Here is an 18,186-nt window from a genome sequence, read left to right on the forward strand (position 1 = left end):
AACAGACAAAAAACCACTACAATATAGTACCTATTTTATTATATAATTTGAACCATCCAATTAGAGAATAAATATAACAATTACGAATTTGTATTTTACCAGCATAAAACAAATTGACCGAAAATATAAAATGGAATAGTCCGAGTTAATACTTTAATAAAGAGGGTCATATTTTTACGCTAATACAACCAATTATGAATAAACATCTTCAACTAATTTTTCATAGAGAAGCAAAGAAGAAAATTAAATTTATAATTTATATACAAGATTTTAGATAATATCAATTGGGCTTTTGATATTTTGAATTATTTTTTTACTTACTTGTGTATAAATTTGAGTTGTACGAATATGAGCATGACCTAGTAATTTTTGGATAAAACTTGTGTCAACACCCATTTCAATAAGATGAGTTGTCTTGTCCTAAAATATGTTTACACAAAAAAAGTGTAAAACAAGGTCAAAAAAATCAATTAAAAGGCAGGTAAGTATTCTACCGATGTAGAGAAACACAAAATCATTCAGGAGTTGATTAAAACTCAGATTACCAAATTAGAAATTTGTGAAAAATAAACAGGAAATGAAGAAGAACAAATTAATCTAATTAGCAGAATCAAACAATTTAGAAACTATACTTAAACAAAAACAAAAAGTCATTAAATTGTAGTAAATATACTAATTATATTTCTTTAGAAAACAAAACCTTTTATGTCAAATTAAGCTTGAATTCATTTTAAACTTCTATTGAAATTATTTAACTCTAATTAATTTGTCATAATTCTAAATCTTAAGAATTAAAAATAATTTAAATAAAATAAAAAAACGGACTTTAAAAGAAGAATGACACCTAAAGTGATACATCAATCTATGAAATCCGCTTAAAACCTAACACTCTGTGGTCAGAGAGGGATTTGAACCCCCGACACAAGGATTTTCAGTCCTTTGCTCTACCAACTGAGCTATCTGACCATTAACCTATTTTTTTGGAATGCAAAGATAATCAAATATCACAAAAGAGAAAATGTTTTTTTATTTTTCATTTTTTAAAAATTTCAATTTTTAATTAACAAGTTGTATTATTTGTTTTAATATAATAATTTTGAAATAATAAATATTTCTCTAGAACTTCTTATTTAGTAATGTTACTTCATCAATACTTTAATTTTTTTTTTAATGTTAAATACTTTTCCAATTGATTCAAGGCTTTGGATATTTGGTACTAATAATGATTTATCAACTTCAGAAATTGAATATATCAACAATAAATTAGAAATTTTCATAAATAGCTGGAATACTCATGGTAAATTACTTAAAAGCAGTTTTAAAATTTTACATAAAAGGTTTATTTTGGTATCAACAGAAGATTCAATTGTAAATCCAAGTGGTTGCTCAATTGATAGTTTGATGAATTTGATAATGAATTTAGATTCTGAATTAAAAACCAATTTTTTTAATACATCAGATAACATTTTTTATAGAGATGAAAATAATGTTATCCAATCAGTTTCGAGAATTAAATTTTCAATTTTAGCTAAAGAAAATATTATTAATTCAAGAACCTTGGTTTTTGATAATGTAATTTCGAATACGAATGAATTGTTGTTTTGGGAAAAACCAGCATTTGAAAGTTGGCACAGCAGAGCATTTTCTTTGAATTAAAAAATAAAGCCCAATAAAAATAATTATTGGGCTTTGTTTTGGTATTATTATAAAATTTATTTTACAATTACCAAAGAACTTACAACTTTTTGCAAATCAGTTTCTATTGTAATAAAGTATAACCCACTTGAATAACTACTTGTATTGAACTTTAAATCTTTTACCCCAGAATCAATTTTATCATTTAATAGTTCAGCAACTTTTACTCCAAGATTATCATAAAGATTAATTTTTATATTTTGAGAAATTTTCAAATCAAAATTTAAATTTGCAAAATTATTTGTAGGATTAGGAGAGATAGAATTTACTTTTACAATTCCTGCATTCACATTTTTTGAAGTAAAATCAACTCTACCAAAATAATCAGTTAAACCAACTTTATACAAACCAGTTAATGTGGAAATCAAATAACTTTTATCTGCTTCATTATATGCAATCCCAAGAACATCAGGAGATTCACCTCCAGTAATAACAAATGGAACAAACTTCCTAAACTGTGGAGGGTTCTTTGCATAAATCTGATGAAGCTCATTTGGAAAAATAGCATTGCTTAACCTATCTTTTACTCCTTGTATAAAAGAACTTCCATCAAACGATAAAGACAATCTTTTATTCCCAATCAAACCGCTAATTGCAGTTTCTGGTTGCAATACAGACCCATCAACAGGATTTAAAATGGACATCTTACCATTCTCACCTGGGGAAGTAATAGCTAAGCCAAGAGGAGTGAATGTAATTCCATTGAGTGAAGTTGATGTTACACCAGTAATTAAACTAGGATTCCCTGTTGTATCAATCTTATAAATTTTTGAGTTTGAAAAATCTGATTTGCTTGATAAACCATAAAATTCGTCTTTACTTGAATTGTAAGCTAAATCAATTATTTTATTATCAATGTTTGAAATTTGAAAACTTTTAATTAAAGTAAAATTACTCATTGAATAAACAAACATAGAATCTTTACCATCTGAAGATTCGTATGTTCCCCAAAGTTCATCTTTTCTTATTTCAATAGCTTCTAACTGGTGTAATTTAGTACTTACATTTAAACAATTTGGTTTTGCATTAATAGTAAAATTATTAGAAAATATTTCTCTATTTGAGCTAATTTCTACAACTTTAATTTTTGCATTTTTTGTTTTTGTAAATGGTAACAATATTGAATCACCTGTTGGTTGAATATTATCTCCAACCAAGTCAAATGAGAACCCACCATCATAAGAAATATAAATTTTAATAGGAGTATTAAATCCTGAAACTTTAACATTCATTTTACCTGGAGAGCTTAATTGTTCACCACCATTTGGATAAATGAAAGAAACTTGTGGTTCAATATTATCAATACTAACTTTCCACATTGATCTTCCATGAGTACAAGCAATAAGACTTCTACTTAAATTATGTATTTTTAAGTCAGTTACTGGTGACCTTGCTAAACCATCATTAAAAGGTTGCCAAGATCCACCTCCGTCTAAACTTACAAACACGCCAACATCGGTACCAACAAACAAATGATTATTATTTTTAGGATCTATTTGAATAGTACTTACAGGAGCATCAGGTAAATTCCCAGAAATATTTTTGAAACTAGTTCCACCATCATCACTTCTAAAAACATGCCCACTTCCATATCCAGAAACAGTGTAATATATTCTATTTAACTCATTAGGATCGTATTCTAAATCTCTTGCAAATCTTGAAGGAGTACCAGTTGAAGTTTTCCAATTTTCACCATAGTCACTTGATACCCTTACCTGACCTCCTCTTGATGCTACAGCAATTAAATCTTTATTTATTGGAGAAAGTCCAACAGCAGTTATAGTTCCTGAGTTACCAGAATTTAATTTTTTGAAACCTTGTCTTTCACTCCTCCATAATGCCTTTTGACCTGAATAAATAGCAAAGTTAACTGGCGAAACTTCTAGTGGAGATTCCCATTCACCTTGATCATCGATTCCAGTTAAACCAGTAGAATTTGTTTTAGGTGAAGCAATTTCAACTCGTCTAATTCCTTCACCATTTGGTGTTTCAGTAAAAATAAAATCTGGTTCTTGAGGATCTACAACTGTATAAAAACCATCACCACCACTCATATTAATCCAATTCTTATTGAATGAAGTTGTTCCAACACTTCCCCACGAACCATTATCTTGAGAACCTCCAAAAACTCGAAAGTTTCTAGTTTGATCAATACCTAATCTATAAAATTGGGTTATTGGTAATTTAGTTGTAATTGAAGAATATTTATCACCTCCATCAACAGAAACATATAACCCACCATCATTTGATGCAAAAATTACCTCTGGTTGATCTGGATCAAATTTCATTGTCATTTGATCTGCATGTACAGTATTTGGATCATCTCTTTGTTTGTAATAATCTGTCATGTTAGAAAAAGATGTACCTCCGTTAGTAGATCGATAAATATCAATACCACCAACAAAAAGAATATTTTCATCATTCGGATAAACAGCAATATAAAAATTATGAAATGTTTGTCCGTTAAACCATCCTCTACCTCCAGTATTACTTTCTCTAGGAGATGTTATAGTTTTAGTCCAGTTAATACCTTTATTTGTACTTTTATAAACATCTGCGTAATCAGCTGTGTCGTTTGCATGAGCTATCAAAGCATAGACAATATTTGGATTAGACTCACAAACTGTGATAGCACTTCTATTACCTGATGAAACACCTGAACTTGAAGTGACAAAGGTAACACCAGCATCTACAGATTTTTTTATTGAACCATTATTAGTAATATAAACTTCATCATTATTTGTTGGATTAACAGCCATATCTTGAACTTGCATTCCAGTTGCAATTTTTGACCAAGTTAATCCAGCATCAATAGATCTATAAAAACCTGCATTTGTATTAACTCCACCAACATAAATAATATTTGGTTTTGTTTTGTGTACAATAATTTTTGATGATGAACTTACATTAGATAATCCAATATTTTTCCAATTTAAACCACCATCTATTGTTTTGTAAACTCCAGTTCCTGAATAAGTATTAGGAGTAGCTACTGAAATTGGGAATTCACCAGTACAAGCATATACAATATCAGGGTTTGTGAAATCGATTGCAATATCTGAGATATTTAATGATTCCATTTTATCGAAATTTGTTTTCCAAGAATCTCCTCCATCAGTTGTTTTCCAAACTCCACCATAAATTCCACCAGCATAAATAGTACCAGATTTAGTTGGATGAATAGCAAAACCACGAATTCTTCCTCCCTGATTAACTGGTCCTATTTCCTCCCAGTTATTAGTTGCTTGTAATGAATATTTAAGTTTTTTTTCATCTAAAATCTTTTCCATATTAATAGTATTTCTCATGGCATTAATATGTGCTCCAGCAGGTATTTCCTCATATGGGAAAGCTCTTTGACTATAGAACCAATAATCACGAGAACCTACGTCCTCATATTCATTAGATTCTTTTATTGTCATAAGTTTTCTAATATTTAATGACCTATCTTTCTGTTCCTCTAGTTTTTTTAGAGTAGATTTTCTATCAACTTCATCAGTTTGAATACTTTGTGCATTCAATATCAATAAAGTTGACATGTAGACAATTGAAGTGAGACAACCAAATTTTCTTAGCATATTAAAGAGGATTATATAATTGGATTATTTAATATTTAATAAAATAGAACAAATTTTTTATAATTATTGATTGACACAAAATTTATTATTTTGTTTCAGTACTAACAAATTTATGAATTATATTTTTTAAGTTATTTTATGGGCAAACTTTACTCTACCAACAGAATCATGAATTTGAATATTAATTGATTCCTTATTAAAATTCATCCAAACATAACCTAAATTAGTTAAAGCATATTCAGTATCATCTTTCCAAGTAGTGTTATGATGAGTGCATCCACCACCGCTAACCAAGTAAGTAACTCCTTTCTTTGGTTTTAATAAATGAACTTCATGATTATGACCACACATATATAAATTTACATTATACTTAACAAACAATGCTTCAAATGTATTTATCATTATTTGAGAAGTATTATGAAAACCGTTTGAATATACTGGATGATGCCCAACAACAATTTTCCATTTTGCATTACTTCCTTTTAACTGACGTTCCAGCCAATTGGATTGTTTTAATGTAAACTCATCATTTTCAGCATTTACCAAATCCGAATCAATCACAAAAAGTTCTACATTTGAACCATCGTTTGAATTAAATAATTTAGAATAATAATAATTTGGTAAGTACCATTGAGGGTTAATTTTAGAATATTCAATTTCAGCTCTTTCATTCCCATAATAATCATGATTACCTAAAGCTGGATAAAATACTTGGTTCAACCCATTTTTTTTATAAATATCTGTAAACTTTCTAGTCCATTGTTCATCTTCAATGCCAGTAACACCTGTTGGATAAAAGTTATCACCAGTTGAAATTATATAATCACAACCAAATTGTTTGGCTGTTAAACTCATTGCCTTAGCCACTTTCAATTGATTATAATCTCCCATACCCCAATCACCAAAAACAATAAATCTAATTCCAATATTATTGGGGATTGAAAATGGAATTGCTGGAGGAACTGATTTTGCATTAAACACTTCGCTTGCCCCTCCCCTTTCATTCCATACAGTGAGAAGACTTTCTCTAATGCCTTGAGTACAACCCCACAAACCTGATAGGAAAGCTGTTAAACCCGCTCCTAACCATTTAAAAAAACTTCTTCTATTTAAATTCTCCATCCTTATTAATTATTAAACTAGTTCTACAATACTTCTTTCTCCAAGCATAAACCTCTGCACTTTTGGTCTTCTACCTGAATGAATAATTTCAACTTCATTTGCAAGAATACTTCCTTCAATTCTGATGTTAATATCTGTTACTTTTACTTTATCCATCAAAATTGAATATTCAACTTCGCAATTAATTAATGTACAATCTTTACCAATGGAACTATAAGGTCCAATATATGAGTTAATAATTTTAGATCCCTTACCAATTATTGCGGGTCCTCTAACTCTACTATTTATAACTTGTGCACCTAATTCAATAACAACATTACCAGCAATATCACTTTCAAGATCAAACTCCCCTGAAATATTTTCTTCTTGTTTACTCAACACTAACCTATTTGCTTCTAATAAATCAAGTGGCATTCCTGTATCTTTCCACCAACCTGTTATTTCAGAGTAATCGATTTTATAATTATTCTTTAATAACCAATCATGAGCGTCACTAATTTCTAACTCACCTCTTTTTGAAGGTAAAATTGAATTAACAGCTTTAAAAATAGATGAATTGTAAAGATAAATTCCACTAACTGCAAACTCAGATTTTGGAATCGTTGGTTTTTCGATTATTGAAATTATTTTACCGTTTACATCAAATTCAGGTACACCAAATCTTTCTGGATCTGGAACTTTTGCTAATGTTAATAAACAATCGGATTTATTCTTTTCAAAAATTTCTACAAATCTATTTATTCCACCAATAGTTATGTTATCACCTAAATAAAAAACAAATGATTCTCCATTTATAAATTCTTCAGATATCTTAACAACGTGAGCTAAACCCAAAGGTTCATTTTGCCAGATATATGTAATTTTAGAACCAAAATCTTCACCATTTTTAAAATAATTTTTAACTTCATTACCATTCTCAGGCGAAACAACAATTCCAATATCAGTTATACCAGAATTAACAACTGCTTCTATAGCATACTGTAAAATTGGTTTATTAGCTATTGGGATTAAATGTTTATTTTGAGTATGAGTAATTGGACGAAGCCTAGTACCTCTTCCACCAGCGGTTATAAGTGCTTTCATATGGTAAAATTACAAATAAAAATTGTAGATAATGTTATGTCCTGAATTAAGTTTAAGGAATAAATAATTATCTTATACAAATCTAATTAATTTTTGGGAAATTTTGTTTTTTGAATAACATAAGCTTATCGAGTAGCAAGTATTTGATTCTATATGCGGGTTAAATTATTATATAGAAAACCGCTTAATTTGTATAGACTTTTACTGATTTTCTATCATTAATTTTACATCCTAAAATATTATCTTCCTATAAGCAAACAATTCTCTCAGCTATTGTTTTTTCATCTCGATTTACTTTTTTTGTAATTCTATTTTGAAAATTATTAAATATTTACTAATTAAGTCACCTTGATTCAAGTCTTCAAATTTTAAAGCAAAAAAAGCCCCATGAATAAATAATTCAAGGGGCTTTTTTTTTAAACAATTTTATCCTTCTATATCAGGATTTTTTTCATTGTTAGAAGAATCTTCAGCAACAATTGTATTTGATTCAACTTCAACTTCAGATTCAGTTGAATTAACAACTTCTTGAACAACTGCCTGAGATTCTACGATAACTTCTTCTTTATTAAGAGTAGTAGAAATTTCTTCAACACTTGGAGCTTCATTAATTTCATTTAATATTGGCACATCATTAATAACATTTGTTTCAATAAAATCATCAGTTTTTAATGAAGTATTAATATCAGAATCTGAATAGTTTGGTTTAAAATCAGCTAAATCACCAAAAGCAAATTCACTTTCTAAAGGGGCAGCAGCATCACCTAAATCAACAAGGATATCACTTTTTGCATTTGAATCTGATTGAGGAACTGGATGTTCAACAAAATAAGCAGCTTGTTCGTCTTCAGGTAAACTTCTTAAGGCATCAACAGCTGATAAAATAATCTTTCTTTGTTCAGCATCAAACTCTATGATTTTTAAAGGAAGAATATCCCCAATTCTAAAGAATTGAGAGACATTTCTAACAGGAGCAAATGCTAATTGAGAATTTGGAACATATCCTTCAACTCCATGTTTAATTTCAACTACTACACCTTTATCTATAATTCTTGTAATAGTTCCTTTCATATCTGTTCCAATTTTAAAATCATCAACACAATCTTCCCAAGGATTTGGTGTAACTTGTTTATGACCTAAAGCAATTCTTCTTTGAACAGAATCTACACCTAAAATAAGAACTTCTAATTCATCTCCTTTTGCTACAACTTCACCTGGATGACGAAGTTTCTTTGTCCAGCTTAAATCAGAAATATGAACTAATCCTTCAACTCCTGTTTCAAGTTCTGCAAATACTCCAAAGTTAGCTAGATTTTTAACAACTGCTTTTTGAATTGAACCTATAGGATATTTTTGTAATAAAATTTCCCAAGGATCTGCTTCAAGTTGTTTTATTCCTAAAGATATTTTCTTTTCTATTTTATCTATTGCTAAAACAACACATTCTACTTCTTGACCCATATTAAACATTTGTGATGGATGCTTTACATGTTGTGTCCATGACATTTCTGAAATATGAATCAGACCTTCTATTCCTTTCTCTATTTCAATGAAAGCACCATAATCTGTTAATGAAACAATTTTTCCATTTACTTTTTGTCCTATAGTAATTTTAGAATCAATATCATCCCATGGATGAGCAATTAATTGTTTGATACCTAAAGATATACGTTTAGTTTCTTTATCGTACTCAATAACAACTACTTGAATCTCTTGATCTAATTGAACTACTTCTGATGGATGGTTAACACGTCCCCATGATAAATCTGTTATGTGTACTAATCCATCAACACCACCTAAATCAACGAATATACCAAAATCAGCAATTGCCTTTACAATACCTTTCAACACCATTCCCTTCTCAAGTTTTGTAAGCATTTCCTCTCTTTGTGTTGCCAATTCTTCTTCAAGCAATACTTTATGAGATACTACAACATTCTCATTTGGATGATTTATCTTAACAACTCTAACATCTAACTCACGCCCAACCAATGCATCAAAATCTCTTACAGGACGAACATCAACTTGTGAACCTGGTAAAAATGCATCAATACCTAGTAAATTTGCTACTAAACCACCTTTAGTTCTTCGAGTAAGAGTAACTTTAACAACTTCTTGAGTTTCGTGTAATTTAAGAACTTTTTCCCAAACTTGAAGAAAGTCAACTTTTCTACGATTTAATTTTAATTTTCCATCGTTATCTTCAGTTGCTTCAACCATAACCTCAACTTCATCACCTGCTTTAATATCAGGCATACTTAAAAATTCACTTCTTGGTATTGTAGCCTCAGATTTATAACCAATATCAACAGTTACATTTCCATCAGCCACAGATACAACACGCCCTTTAACTACATCATTTTGATTAACTAAAGTAACATTTTGTTCGTAAATTTTCATTAACTCAAGATACTCTTCTGGAGTATAACCACTATGAACTAAATACTTGAGTGCTCTGCCTTTTAAATTAGTTTCCTGCATAAAAGTTTTGTAAATTTGTTCGTAACTAAATCAATTTATTTTGCTATTTAAATAGTTTATGTATGACAGTCTTATTTTTAACAAACTACGCAGCTGTAATACTTAAACTTCTTCAAACCACAATAATAAATAATTGTAATTACGATAGAAAGATTAGAATTAATAATTTTTGTTAATTAACGTAGTTCAACCCATACCAATATTTCGGGCAGGGTTGCAAAAATAACTTAACTTTTGTTAATGACCAAATTTTCCATAATTAATCATTTCATAAATGTCTTTTAGTAATAAATATAATTTTAATATATATCAAGTATTTTATTCTATTACGTTAATTTTCTGTTTAATCAGCTTAGATTTTAGCAACAATCTTTTAAAGGATTTCTATCTCTATTCTAGCTTAATGATATCATGTTCTATTTTTTTATATTTTGTTTTTTGGATAATTAACAAGAATAAAATAAATGTAACTTTAAATTTTGTTTTTATTATAGCTATTGTAAGTAGGTTAATTGTTTTACCAATGAACCCAACATTATCGGATGATGCTTATAGATTTTTATGGGATGGAAGATTAATTGTAAATAATGTAAACCCATACAAATTAGTTCCTTCGGATTCAGGATTAAAAATCTTTCAAGATGAACTGTATAACCATCAAGCTTATCCAAATTTTCATACAGTTTATCCTCCGTTAACTCAGTTTTTTTTTGCAATTAGTTACTATATAGGAAAATTATTTTCAAGTAACTTATTGTCAGGTTTTTTTGTTTTAAAAATCATTTTTTTTATATTTGAATTACTTTCAATTGTATTATTATACAAGATTATAAATAAAATCAAGAAACCAAATAATTTACTAATTCTTTATGCATGGAATCCATTAGTTATAATTGAAATTTGTGGACAAGGGCATACTGACGGGCTTTGGGTATTTTCTATGTTAGCTTTTTTGTATTATTTTTCAAAGAATAAAAGAGCATTATCAGCTCTATTTTTATCTTTTGGTGTTTCATTTAGAATATTGCCAATTATTCTCTTTCCATTATTTATAAAATTCAATAAGAATAAAAAACTGTTAGTTTCAATTGTATTGATTGTTTCAACATTGTTTCTTTGCATTCCATTATTAGAATTAGAATCACTTATCAATACTGTAAATGTACTTAAGAAATTTACAAATTATTTTGAATTTAATGGAGGGGTTTATTACTTAATAAAATTTTGTTTAGATTTGTTTCATATTAAACCTTCAAATTATTTCACAGGATTAACCTTATCAATTTTAACAATTGTTATTACTTTATTAATAACTTTTAAAAAAAATATTTACAAACTTGACAATGATTTTCTGATTGATTTAATAAATAGAATTTTAATTATTTTAACAATTCAAATTTCATTTTCAGCTAAAGTTCATGTTTGGTATTATATAACACCTTTGTGTATTTCAATCTTATCAAACAAAATTAACTTTAGAAATGCTTGGCTTTGGATGTGTTGTATTGCGCCATTAACATATTACAAAAATTTTAACATTTTTGAACTAAATCAATTAATTTTTATTGTTATAGAATGGCTAATTTTCTTTTATTTAATTTTTAATAAACCAATTTACAGAGTAGTAACAAATTTGTTTAAAATTCAATTAAATAGTTAACCTTATCAGATTTAAAACTTTATTTTAATGCTGATAAAATCTGGGCTGCACGTGTTCCTTGAACAGATTTAGGATTAATTTCAACCACTTTTTTTAACCAATATAAAGTTGAATCTTTATTCTTGTTTACAACTTGTAAAAGAGCATATTGATAACAAGCAATTTGGTGCTTTGGATTCTTTGCAATTATTGCTCTATGCTCTTCTAATGAGCCTTCTAAGTCACCAGATTCATACATAGAATACGCCATATCTGTTCTTGCATCTAAATTATCTGAATTTTTATAAACATAATTTTTGTACTGTTGTAATGCCTCATTATACATTCCAGCATCATATAACGCATTAGCTAATTTTAAATTTAATGAGTCAGTTGGATTTCCTAAATACGATTTTTTTAAATCTTCAATTAGCTTTAATTGTCCTGGAGTAGCATTAACTTTTGATTCTGTTCCCTGATTTTTATTAATACTTGAATGTGGATCAATACTATCTCTTTCTGAAACAATTTCTTGTTTAGGACCTTTCACTTCCTTAGGTGTTGAAACAAAATAAATAATGAAACTTAAAAATGTAATTCCAATAAATAAATACAAAATGTCTTTAACTGATAGTACATTAGATTTAAATTCATTTGAAACATTTTTAGTAATTGAATCAGATTCTAATTTATCATTTACTATTTCATTTGATAATTGAATATTATCAGAAATTTCAACATTATTAGTTAATAATTCTTCACCACAATTCTTACAATTTACATCAGAATTTTCACATAATGCCCCACAACCAATACAATACTTTTTATTTTTCATTTGTTAATGTAAACTTTTGATTTAAATTTTTGAGCATCATATCTATTAATATTGGAACTGATTTAATTACTGGAATATAATTTTCTAACTTAAAATTTTTATTTTGAATGGAATTTTCTAAACCTTTACAGATTACTTTACTTAACAATAAATATAAAAAGATTTAAAATATATTTAATGGTTTAAATATTAATGAGTTAAAATAACATTAATAAAACCATCTATTATAAACACTAATTCAAATTCAGTTATTTCCTGTCTTTTTAAACTGAATCTAATATTTCTGATTTAACCAATTATTATTTATTTTTGAACAAATACAACTTTATGAAAATTTTTACATTAATTTTAACTCAAATACTATTTACATTTGTAATGCAATCTTGTTCGGAAGAACCTAAAGAAGAATTACCAAATAAAAATAATGTTGTTTTAGATGAACCTATATTATTACCTTTTGAATCAACTAACGATTTGTTAGATGTAAAATTGAAAATTAAAGAAAAAAAATTTGATAAATATAACAATCTGGTTTTAAGATTCGAAACAGCTGGCATTGAATTAGGATTACCATCTCAAAATGAACAATCAAAAGGAGTTGTATATTCTAAAGATGGTGCTTATTTGTGTATCATTTTTGATGGTAAATTAATTCAAAAAACTAATTTACTTGATTCAATTGTAATTCCAAAAATATATGGTGGAAGTCATTTTCTAAATGCTTTCATTTGCAGAAGTTGGGGTGAAAGTCTTAAAAATAATGAGTCTAATATAACTGATTCAATTGGGGTTGAAATTAAAACTGTAGATAAGAAAAAAACAATTGAAGCAAAAAATTCTATATCAATTAAAGACTCTTTAATTATTGATTCAACTTCATTAAATGATCCATTTATTTTCATTTGTTCACCAAATTCAGAACAATTTTCTATTAATGAAGGTAATAATATTCTTTTAGATTTTCAATGTAAAAATGTTGTACTATCAGATTCTAACTTTAAGATTAGAGTTAGTATTGATGGAAAGAATTTAGGTACTATTTATGATAACAAGCCAAGAATTTTAGCTGGGACAAGAAAAGGAGTCCATTTAATTAAATTAGAATTATTGACTTCTGAAGGAAAAATTACCCAAGGTAAATATGCAGTTGCAGAAAGAAGTTTTCAAATTACAAACTAATATATTACTTAAACAAATGAAAAAATCAAGAAGAGATTTTTTATCTAAAACTGGAGTAGCAACAATTATTGGTACATCAATTTTACATAAAAATGCTACAGCTTTATTAGATACACCTCAAGGTAATTCCCCTCAAGGCAATACAAATCAAACATCTGGTAAAACTACTAAACATGAATTACCAGCTTTGCCTTATGCTTATAATGCATTAGAACCATTTATTGATGAGACTACCATGAAATTACATCATGACAAACATCATCAAGCATATGTAGATGGCTTAAATAAAGCAGAAGGTGAGTTAGCAAAAGCAAGAGTAAATAATGATTTCTCAATGATTCAACATTGGTCAAAACAATCAGCTTTTCATGGTGGTGGACATTTTTTGCATTCTCTTTTTTGGAGAATAATGGCAGCTTCAAATAATGGTGGTGGTGGAAAACCTAATGGTGTTTTGTTGGATAAAATTATTGAGGATTTTGGTTCATTTGAAATTTTTCAAAAACAATTCAATTCTGCTGCAACAACTGTTGAAGGTGGTGGTTGGGCAATATTACATTACAGAAAACAAGATAACAGATTAATAATTCTTCAAGCAGAAAATCAACATAAATTTTCACAATGGGGTACAACTCCTATTTTGGCAATTGATGTTTGGGAACATGCTTATTATTTAAAATATCAGAATAAAAGAACTGATTACGTTAACAGTTGGTGGAATGTGGTAAATTGGAATGAAGTATCAAAGAATTTTATTGAATTGACAAAGTAAAATAGTTTTCTATAAAATATAAAAAAAGCGGAAAGAATTATCTTCCCGCTTTTTTATTAAATCACCAAAATTTTATTTTACCACAACTATTTGTTTTGTAAATGTTTTATCACCAACTTTTAAACTAATTGTGTAATTCCCACTTGAAAATCCATCAGTTGATATATTTGCTTTATTAGGACCTACATTTGTATTTAACAATCCTTCTGAAACTTTCTCTCCATTTACATTAAACATGGAAAACTCTGCTCTTTTGTTAGTATTAGAATAAAATTCAATATTCAATGCATCAGTAACTGGATTTGGGAATAAATTAAATTGATTTTCAACTGTATTATCATTTATACCAGCAGGTGGAACCTTAACACCCCAATTTGATTGGATTACTTCATTGGTAGTTTTGTTTTGTAAGAATGCAACAACTTCTAAGTTTTCAAAATTTTCTACTGAATGTTCAGTAGCTAATTTAATTCTATTAGCTGAAGCTCCATCTTTTGATAATCTATAGCTACCTTTAAATTCATAATCAAAACTCTTAGTAACTTTTGTACCTTTTGTTAATCCAGTAAATGCAGTTCCATTTTGATCTGGTAACATTTTCTTTACTACATCTTCAAATTCAACTTCACCATTTGTTTTAACATTTTTTGTTGTTAATTTTTCGCAAATTAAAACTTGCAATGTATGAGTTCCTGTTAAATCTTGTAATGGAGTCATATCAACGTCAACATGAACTTTATTTCCAACCATTGAAAAATTTGCATTTAATTTTAATGTATTTTCTCCTTCTGAAAATTGTTGAAAAAGATCTTCAGTATAAGATTGGGCATTACCATTCCATCCACCATTTACTTGCATATTTGGGATAGCATTTACCTTATAGTAATTTCTACGAGCAACAGTTTCACTTGTACAGTAAGGGTCTCCAGTTCCTGGAAAATCTTGTTGATATTTAACAACAGTAAATTCTCTATCGCTATGATCATTTAAAACGTTTTTTAAATTTGCGTTACCGGGATTACAAGGAGGACAAGTTGAAGAAGTAAACACTTCGTGTAAAATTTTTCTTTCAGGAGGCATTTCTTTAATATTCAATGTAAGGCTTGCTTTGTCATCACCTGGATTGCCATCACTACTTCCATTTATTTTTGATACCCAAACTTCTATATCTTTAGAGCCAGATCCAGTAATTGCAAAATTAGTTGGATGAGTTAAAGTTGCAAATTCCATTGGTGCAATATTTAATCCACCGATTATTTTAGAAATAGGTGCACCGCCATCAATTGCATAACTTAATTCAACTTCAGTCACAGGCTTTGCTCCAAGGTTGCGGAAATATCCAATTACAGGTGTTTCTTTATCTGTAACAAAAAGAACTGGTTTCATTTTAACACTAATACCTGACATATCATAATCTGGTTGAACTCCAGGAGCAAACATCCAATAAGAGTTATCACCAGGAGTAAAGTCATTTGTTTTATTTGCTCTTGAGCCTAATTTTGGTGAACCATCAACCATTAATGCTCTTTTAGAATCAAATTGAACTCCGGCAGTGATTTGACAATTTTCTGAACAAAGTGCTCCTCCAGTAACACATAATGTTTTAACATCAACAATGTATATTTTATTAGTTGTTTCTTCAAATACAATTGCCCAATATGTCCAACCCTCAGGTATATTATCATCTGTAAAGAAATTAAAATAAACCCAATGCTGTCTTCTTGGGCTTGATCCAAATGTTCTTTTAAGAATTGTACTAGCGTAAGTTGTTGTTCCACTTACTGCTTCTCTTGATTGAGAAATACCCCAAACACAAACAGATTTATCTGGAATAGATGCTGATGGTAATGTTGTGTTTTCAACTGGTGGTGCAACTGTTGTTGATGTAGAAAAAGTAACAACTCCATTAGATGATACTTTGTATTTATTTACAACTTCACCGTTAAACTTAAATGAGATTGGTAATGTTTGTTCAGGACTCCAAACAGGATCCCCATTTGCACCATCAAGAACAACAGTCCAACCAGCTATTGGTGTTTGTGCTGAATAAGGATTTTCTGATTCATTGTTCAATCCTCCAGGATTCGTTCCTGCATTCAAGAAAGGCATTTGATAGTATTCTACTTGAGCAAAAACTCTAGTACTGATAAGCCCAATTACGGCAATCAATAATAATTTTCTCATTTTGATTTGTTTATTTAATTTATAAAAAGAAAAATTTATTTCAATGTTGCAACTTAGTATTTTTTTTTATTATACACTAATATATTTATGAATAATACAATTTATTGTTTAGGTAAAAATTATCCACTTCATGCAAAAGAAATGGGTTCTAATTTACCATCAACTCCTGTAGTTTTTATCAAGCCATCAACTAGTTATAACATTACAAATAAAATTTCTATTCCTGAAATTTCAAATGATATGCATTATGAAGTTGAATTGGTTTGTAGGATTTCAAAAGATGCTGAAAACATTTCTGAAAAAGAGGCTTTAGATTTTATTGATGCTTTTGCTATAGGAATTGATTTTACATTAAGAGATATTCAGAATAATGCTAAAAAAGAGGGTAACCCTTGGTCAATTTCTAAAGGATTTTTTGGGTCAGCTTCTGTTGGGAGTTTTATTGATAAAATTGATATTCAAGATTACAATAACCTAAAGATTTCACTAAAATTGAATGGTGAATTAAAACAATTTGGTTATACAAAAAACATGATTTTTAAAATCCCATTTATAGTATCATATTTATCTAATATTTTTACTTTAAAATCTGGTGATCTAATTTTTACAGGCACTCCTGAAGGTGTTGGGAAAGTTGATATTGGTGATGTTCTTGAATGCTCTATTGTTGATTATGTAAAAAGTAATTTAATAGTAAATGTTGTATAAATAATACTAAAAGTAATTATCAAGCAATTTTAGGTGGCAATAAAACTTCAAATTTTGTTTGAGGACAAATAAAAATTGAATGTGGGTTTTGCATTTCTTGTTGAGTTAGAATACCTAATTTCTCAAACATTGAAAAATATAAATTTATTGGCTTACCAATAGTAGAAACAATTTTTTCGTGCCAAACTGAATATGTACCCATAACACCATTACTTCTATAATAGTATCCTTTTACTGGATGTGTTAAAATTAGTTCTTGATCTATTAAAGAAATGAATCCCTCTTCAAGTCTTATTGGTACACCTGTGTCTTCTATTTCTATATCAGCACTACACCAATCAGATTTAATTTTATAATAAAAATTTTTGTATTTATTTAATGAAAAATCGTACTCGCAATTTATCTTATAACTAGCATAATACCAAGGAATTTTCCAAAGAAATTTTGCTATGAAAACTAAATATGAAGCTAATGTAGTACCAAAAAACCAAACACATGGTTCTTTTGTAACTTTATCAATAACATAAACTCTATAATTTGTTTGTCCAAAACAAAACTTAAAAAATGGGAAGAAGTTTTTAAAATGAAAATTATAATCATAAAAAGGTACAACACTTAACATAGCCATTAACTTTCCATTAATGTTAAATTCTTGAATATCGAATTTATCTTGAGGAACAATTTTTAAGAGTCTTTCTATTGGTAATGAGTAATTTATTAATGCAAAATTATGTAAAGTAGTATCAATATCTAAAAACGAGTTTTTAGATTTTTTCAATCTAATATTTAATAAAGATTCTGAATCATTGTTTAACATATTTTATAAATAATCTAGATAAAAAAACTTTTCAAGTTTAAATTAACCTTACTCTAAAATTTTTATTCATTAATAAAAAATTGAATTAATAAA

At 28.1% G+C, this 18,186-nt stretch carries 13 protein-coding genes and 1 tRNA gene; 5 read left to right on the forward strand and 9 right to left on the reverse strand.

Annotation, left to right across the window (positions count from 1 at the left end):
• Positions 1–270: 270 nt before the first annotated feature.
• Positions 271–396 (reverse strand): tyrosine-type recombinase/integrase, encoded by a 126-nt coding sequence (locus tag IPP08_07480; protein ID QQS65622.1) that lies wholly within the window; start codon positions 394–396, stop codon positions 271–273.
• Between the two features lie 497 nt (positions 397–893).
• Positions 894–966 (reverse strand) — tRNA-Phe (locus IPP08_07485).
• Between the two features lie 204 nt (positions 967–1,170).
• Here IPP08_07485 and IPP08_07490 point away from each other — a divergent pair.
• On the forward strand, positions 1,171–1,656 hold the full coding sequence (locus tag IPP08_07490; GenBank protein QQS65623.1) for a hypothetical protein: 486 nt from the start codon (positions 1,171–1,173) through the stop codon (positions 1,654–1,656).
• 56 nt (positions 1,657–1,712) lie between these two features.
• Here IPP08_07490 and IPP08_07495 read toward each other — a convergent pair whose 3' ends face one another.
• The 4 genes from IPP08_07495 to rpsA all read right to left on the reverse strand — a co-directional run bounded on the left by IPP08_07495 (position 1,713) and on the right by rpsA (position 9,959).
• A complete protein-coding gene (locus IPP08_07495) occupies positions 1,713–5,273 on the reverse strand; it encodes a T9SS type A sorting domain-containing protein (protein QQS65624.1) in 3,561 nt (1,186 codons plus the stop codon).
• A gap of 126 nt (positions 5,274–5,399) precedes the next feature.
• Positions 5,400–6,395, reverse strand: coding sequence for a metallophosphoesterase (locus IPP08_07500; protein QQS65625.1), 996 nt, complete (start codon positions 6,393–6,395; stop codon positions 5,400–5,402).
• Between the two features lie 12 nt (positions 6,396–6,407).
• On the reverse strand, positions 6,408–7,478 hold the full coding sequence (locus IPP08_07505) for a glucose-1-phosphate thymidylyltransferase (GenBank protein QQS65626.1): 1,071 nt from the start codon (positions 7,476–7,478) through the stop codon (positions 6,408–6,410).
• Between the two features lie 426 nt (positions 7,479–7,904).
• A complete protein-coding gene (gene rpsA, locus IPP08_07510; GenBank protein ID QQS65627.1) occupies positions 7,905–9,959 on the reverse strand; it encodes a 30S ribosomal protein S1 in 2,055 nt (684 codons plus the stop codon).
• 523 nt (positions 9,960–10,482) lie between these two features.
• Here rpsA and IPP08_07515 point away from each other — a divergent pair.
• Entirely contained in the window at positions 10,483–11,619 is a 1,137-nt protein-coding gene (locus tag IPP08_07515) for a hypothetical protein (GenBank protein ID QQS65628.1), read from the forward strand.
• Between the two features lie 19 nt (positions 11,620–11,638).
• Here the strand turns inward: IPP08_07515 and IPP08_07520 are convergent, their stop codons facing one another.
• The gene (locus tag IPP08_07520) at positions 11,639–12,433 is read right to left on the reverse strand and encodes a hypothetical protein (GenBank protein ID QQS65629.1); all 795 of its coding nucleotides are present in this window, start codon (positions 12,431–12,433) and stop codon (positions 11,639–11,641) included.
• 327 nt (positions 12,434–12,760) lie between these two features.
• Between IPP08_07520 and IPP08_07525 the strand changes: the two genes are divergently transcribed.
• Together IPP08_07525 and IPP08_07530 are read left to right on the forward strand one after the other, a co-directional pair.
• Positions 12,761–13,612 carry a hypothetical protein gene (locus tag IPP08_07525; protein ID QQS65630.1) on the forward strand — a complete coding sequence of 284 codons (852 nt, stop codon included), beginning with the start codon at positions 12,761–12,763 and terminating at the stop codon, positions 13,610–13,612.
• Entirely contained in the window at positions 13,575–14,384 is an 810-nt protein-coding gene (locus IPP08_07530) for a superoxide dismutase (protein ID QQS65631.1), read from the forward strand. The genes IPP08_07525 and IPP08_07530 overlap by 38 nt, the downstream gene beginning before the upstream one ends.
• A gap of 72 nt (positions 14,385–14,456) precedes the next feature.
• Here the strand turns inward: IPP08_07530 and IPP08_07535 are convergent, their stop codons facing one another.
• Positions 14,457–16,568, reverse strand: a complete 2,112-nt coding sequence (locus IPP08_07535) for a T9SS type A sorting domain-containing protein (GenBank protein ID QQS65632.1) — start codon at positions 16,566–16,568, stop codon at positions 14,457–14,459.
• An 87-nt stretch (positions 16,569–16,655) separates the two neighbouring features.
• Here IPP08_07535 and IPP08_07540 point away from each other — a divergent pair, with 87 nt between their 5' ends.
• Positions 16,656–17,276 carry a fumarylacetoacetate hydrolase family protein gene (locus tag IPP08_07540; protein QQS65633.1) on the forward strand — a complete coding sequence of 207 codons (621 nt, stop codon included), beginning with the start codon at positions 16,656–16,658 and terminating at the stop codon, positions 17,274–17,276.
• Between the two features lie 19 nt (positions 17,277–17,295).
• Here IPP08_07540 and IPP08_07545 read toward each other — a convergent pair whose 3' ends face one another.
• Complete coding sequence (locus tag IPP08_07545) at positions 17,296–18,093, reverse strand: DUF2071 domain-containing protein (GenBank protein ID QQS65634.1); 798 nt, start codon at positions 18,091–18,093, stop codon at positions 17,296–17,298.
• Between the last annotated feature and the right edge of the window lie 93 nt (positions 18,094–18,186).

This window comes from Chlorobiota bacterium, assembly GCA_016700335.1.
Taxonomy (GTDB): Bacteria; Bacteroidota; Ignavibacteria; order OLB7; family OLB7.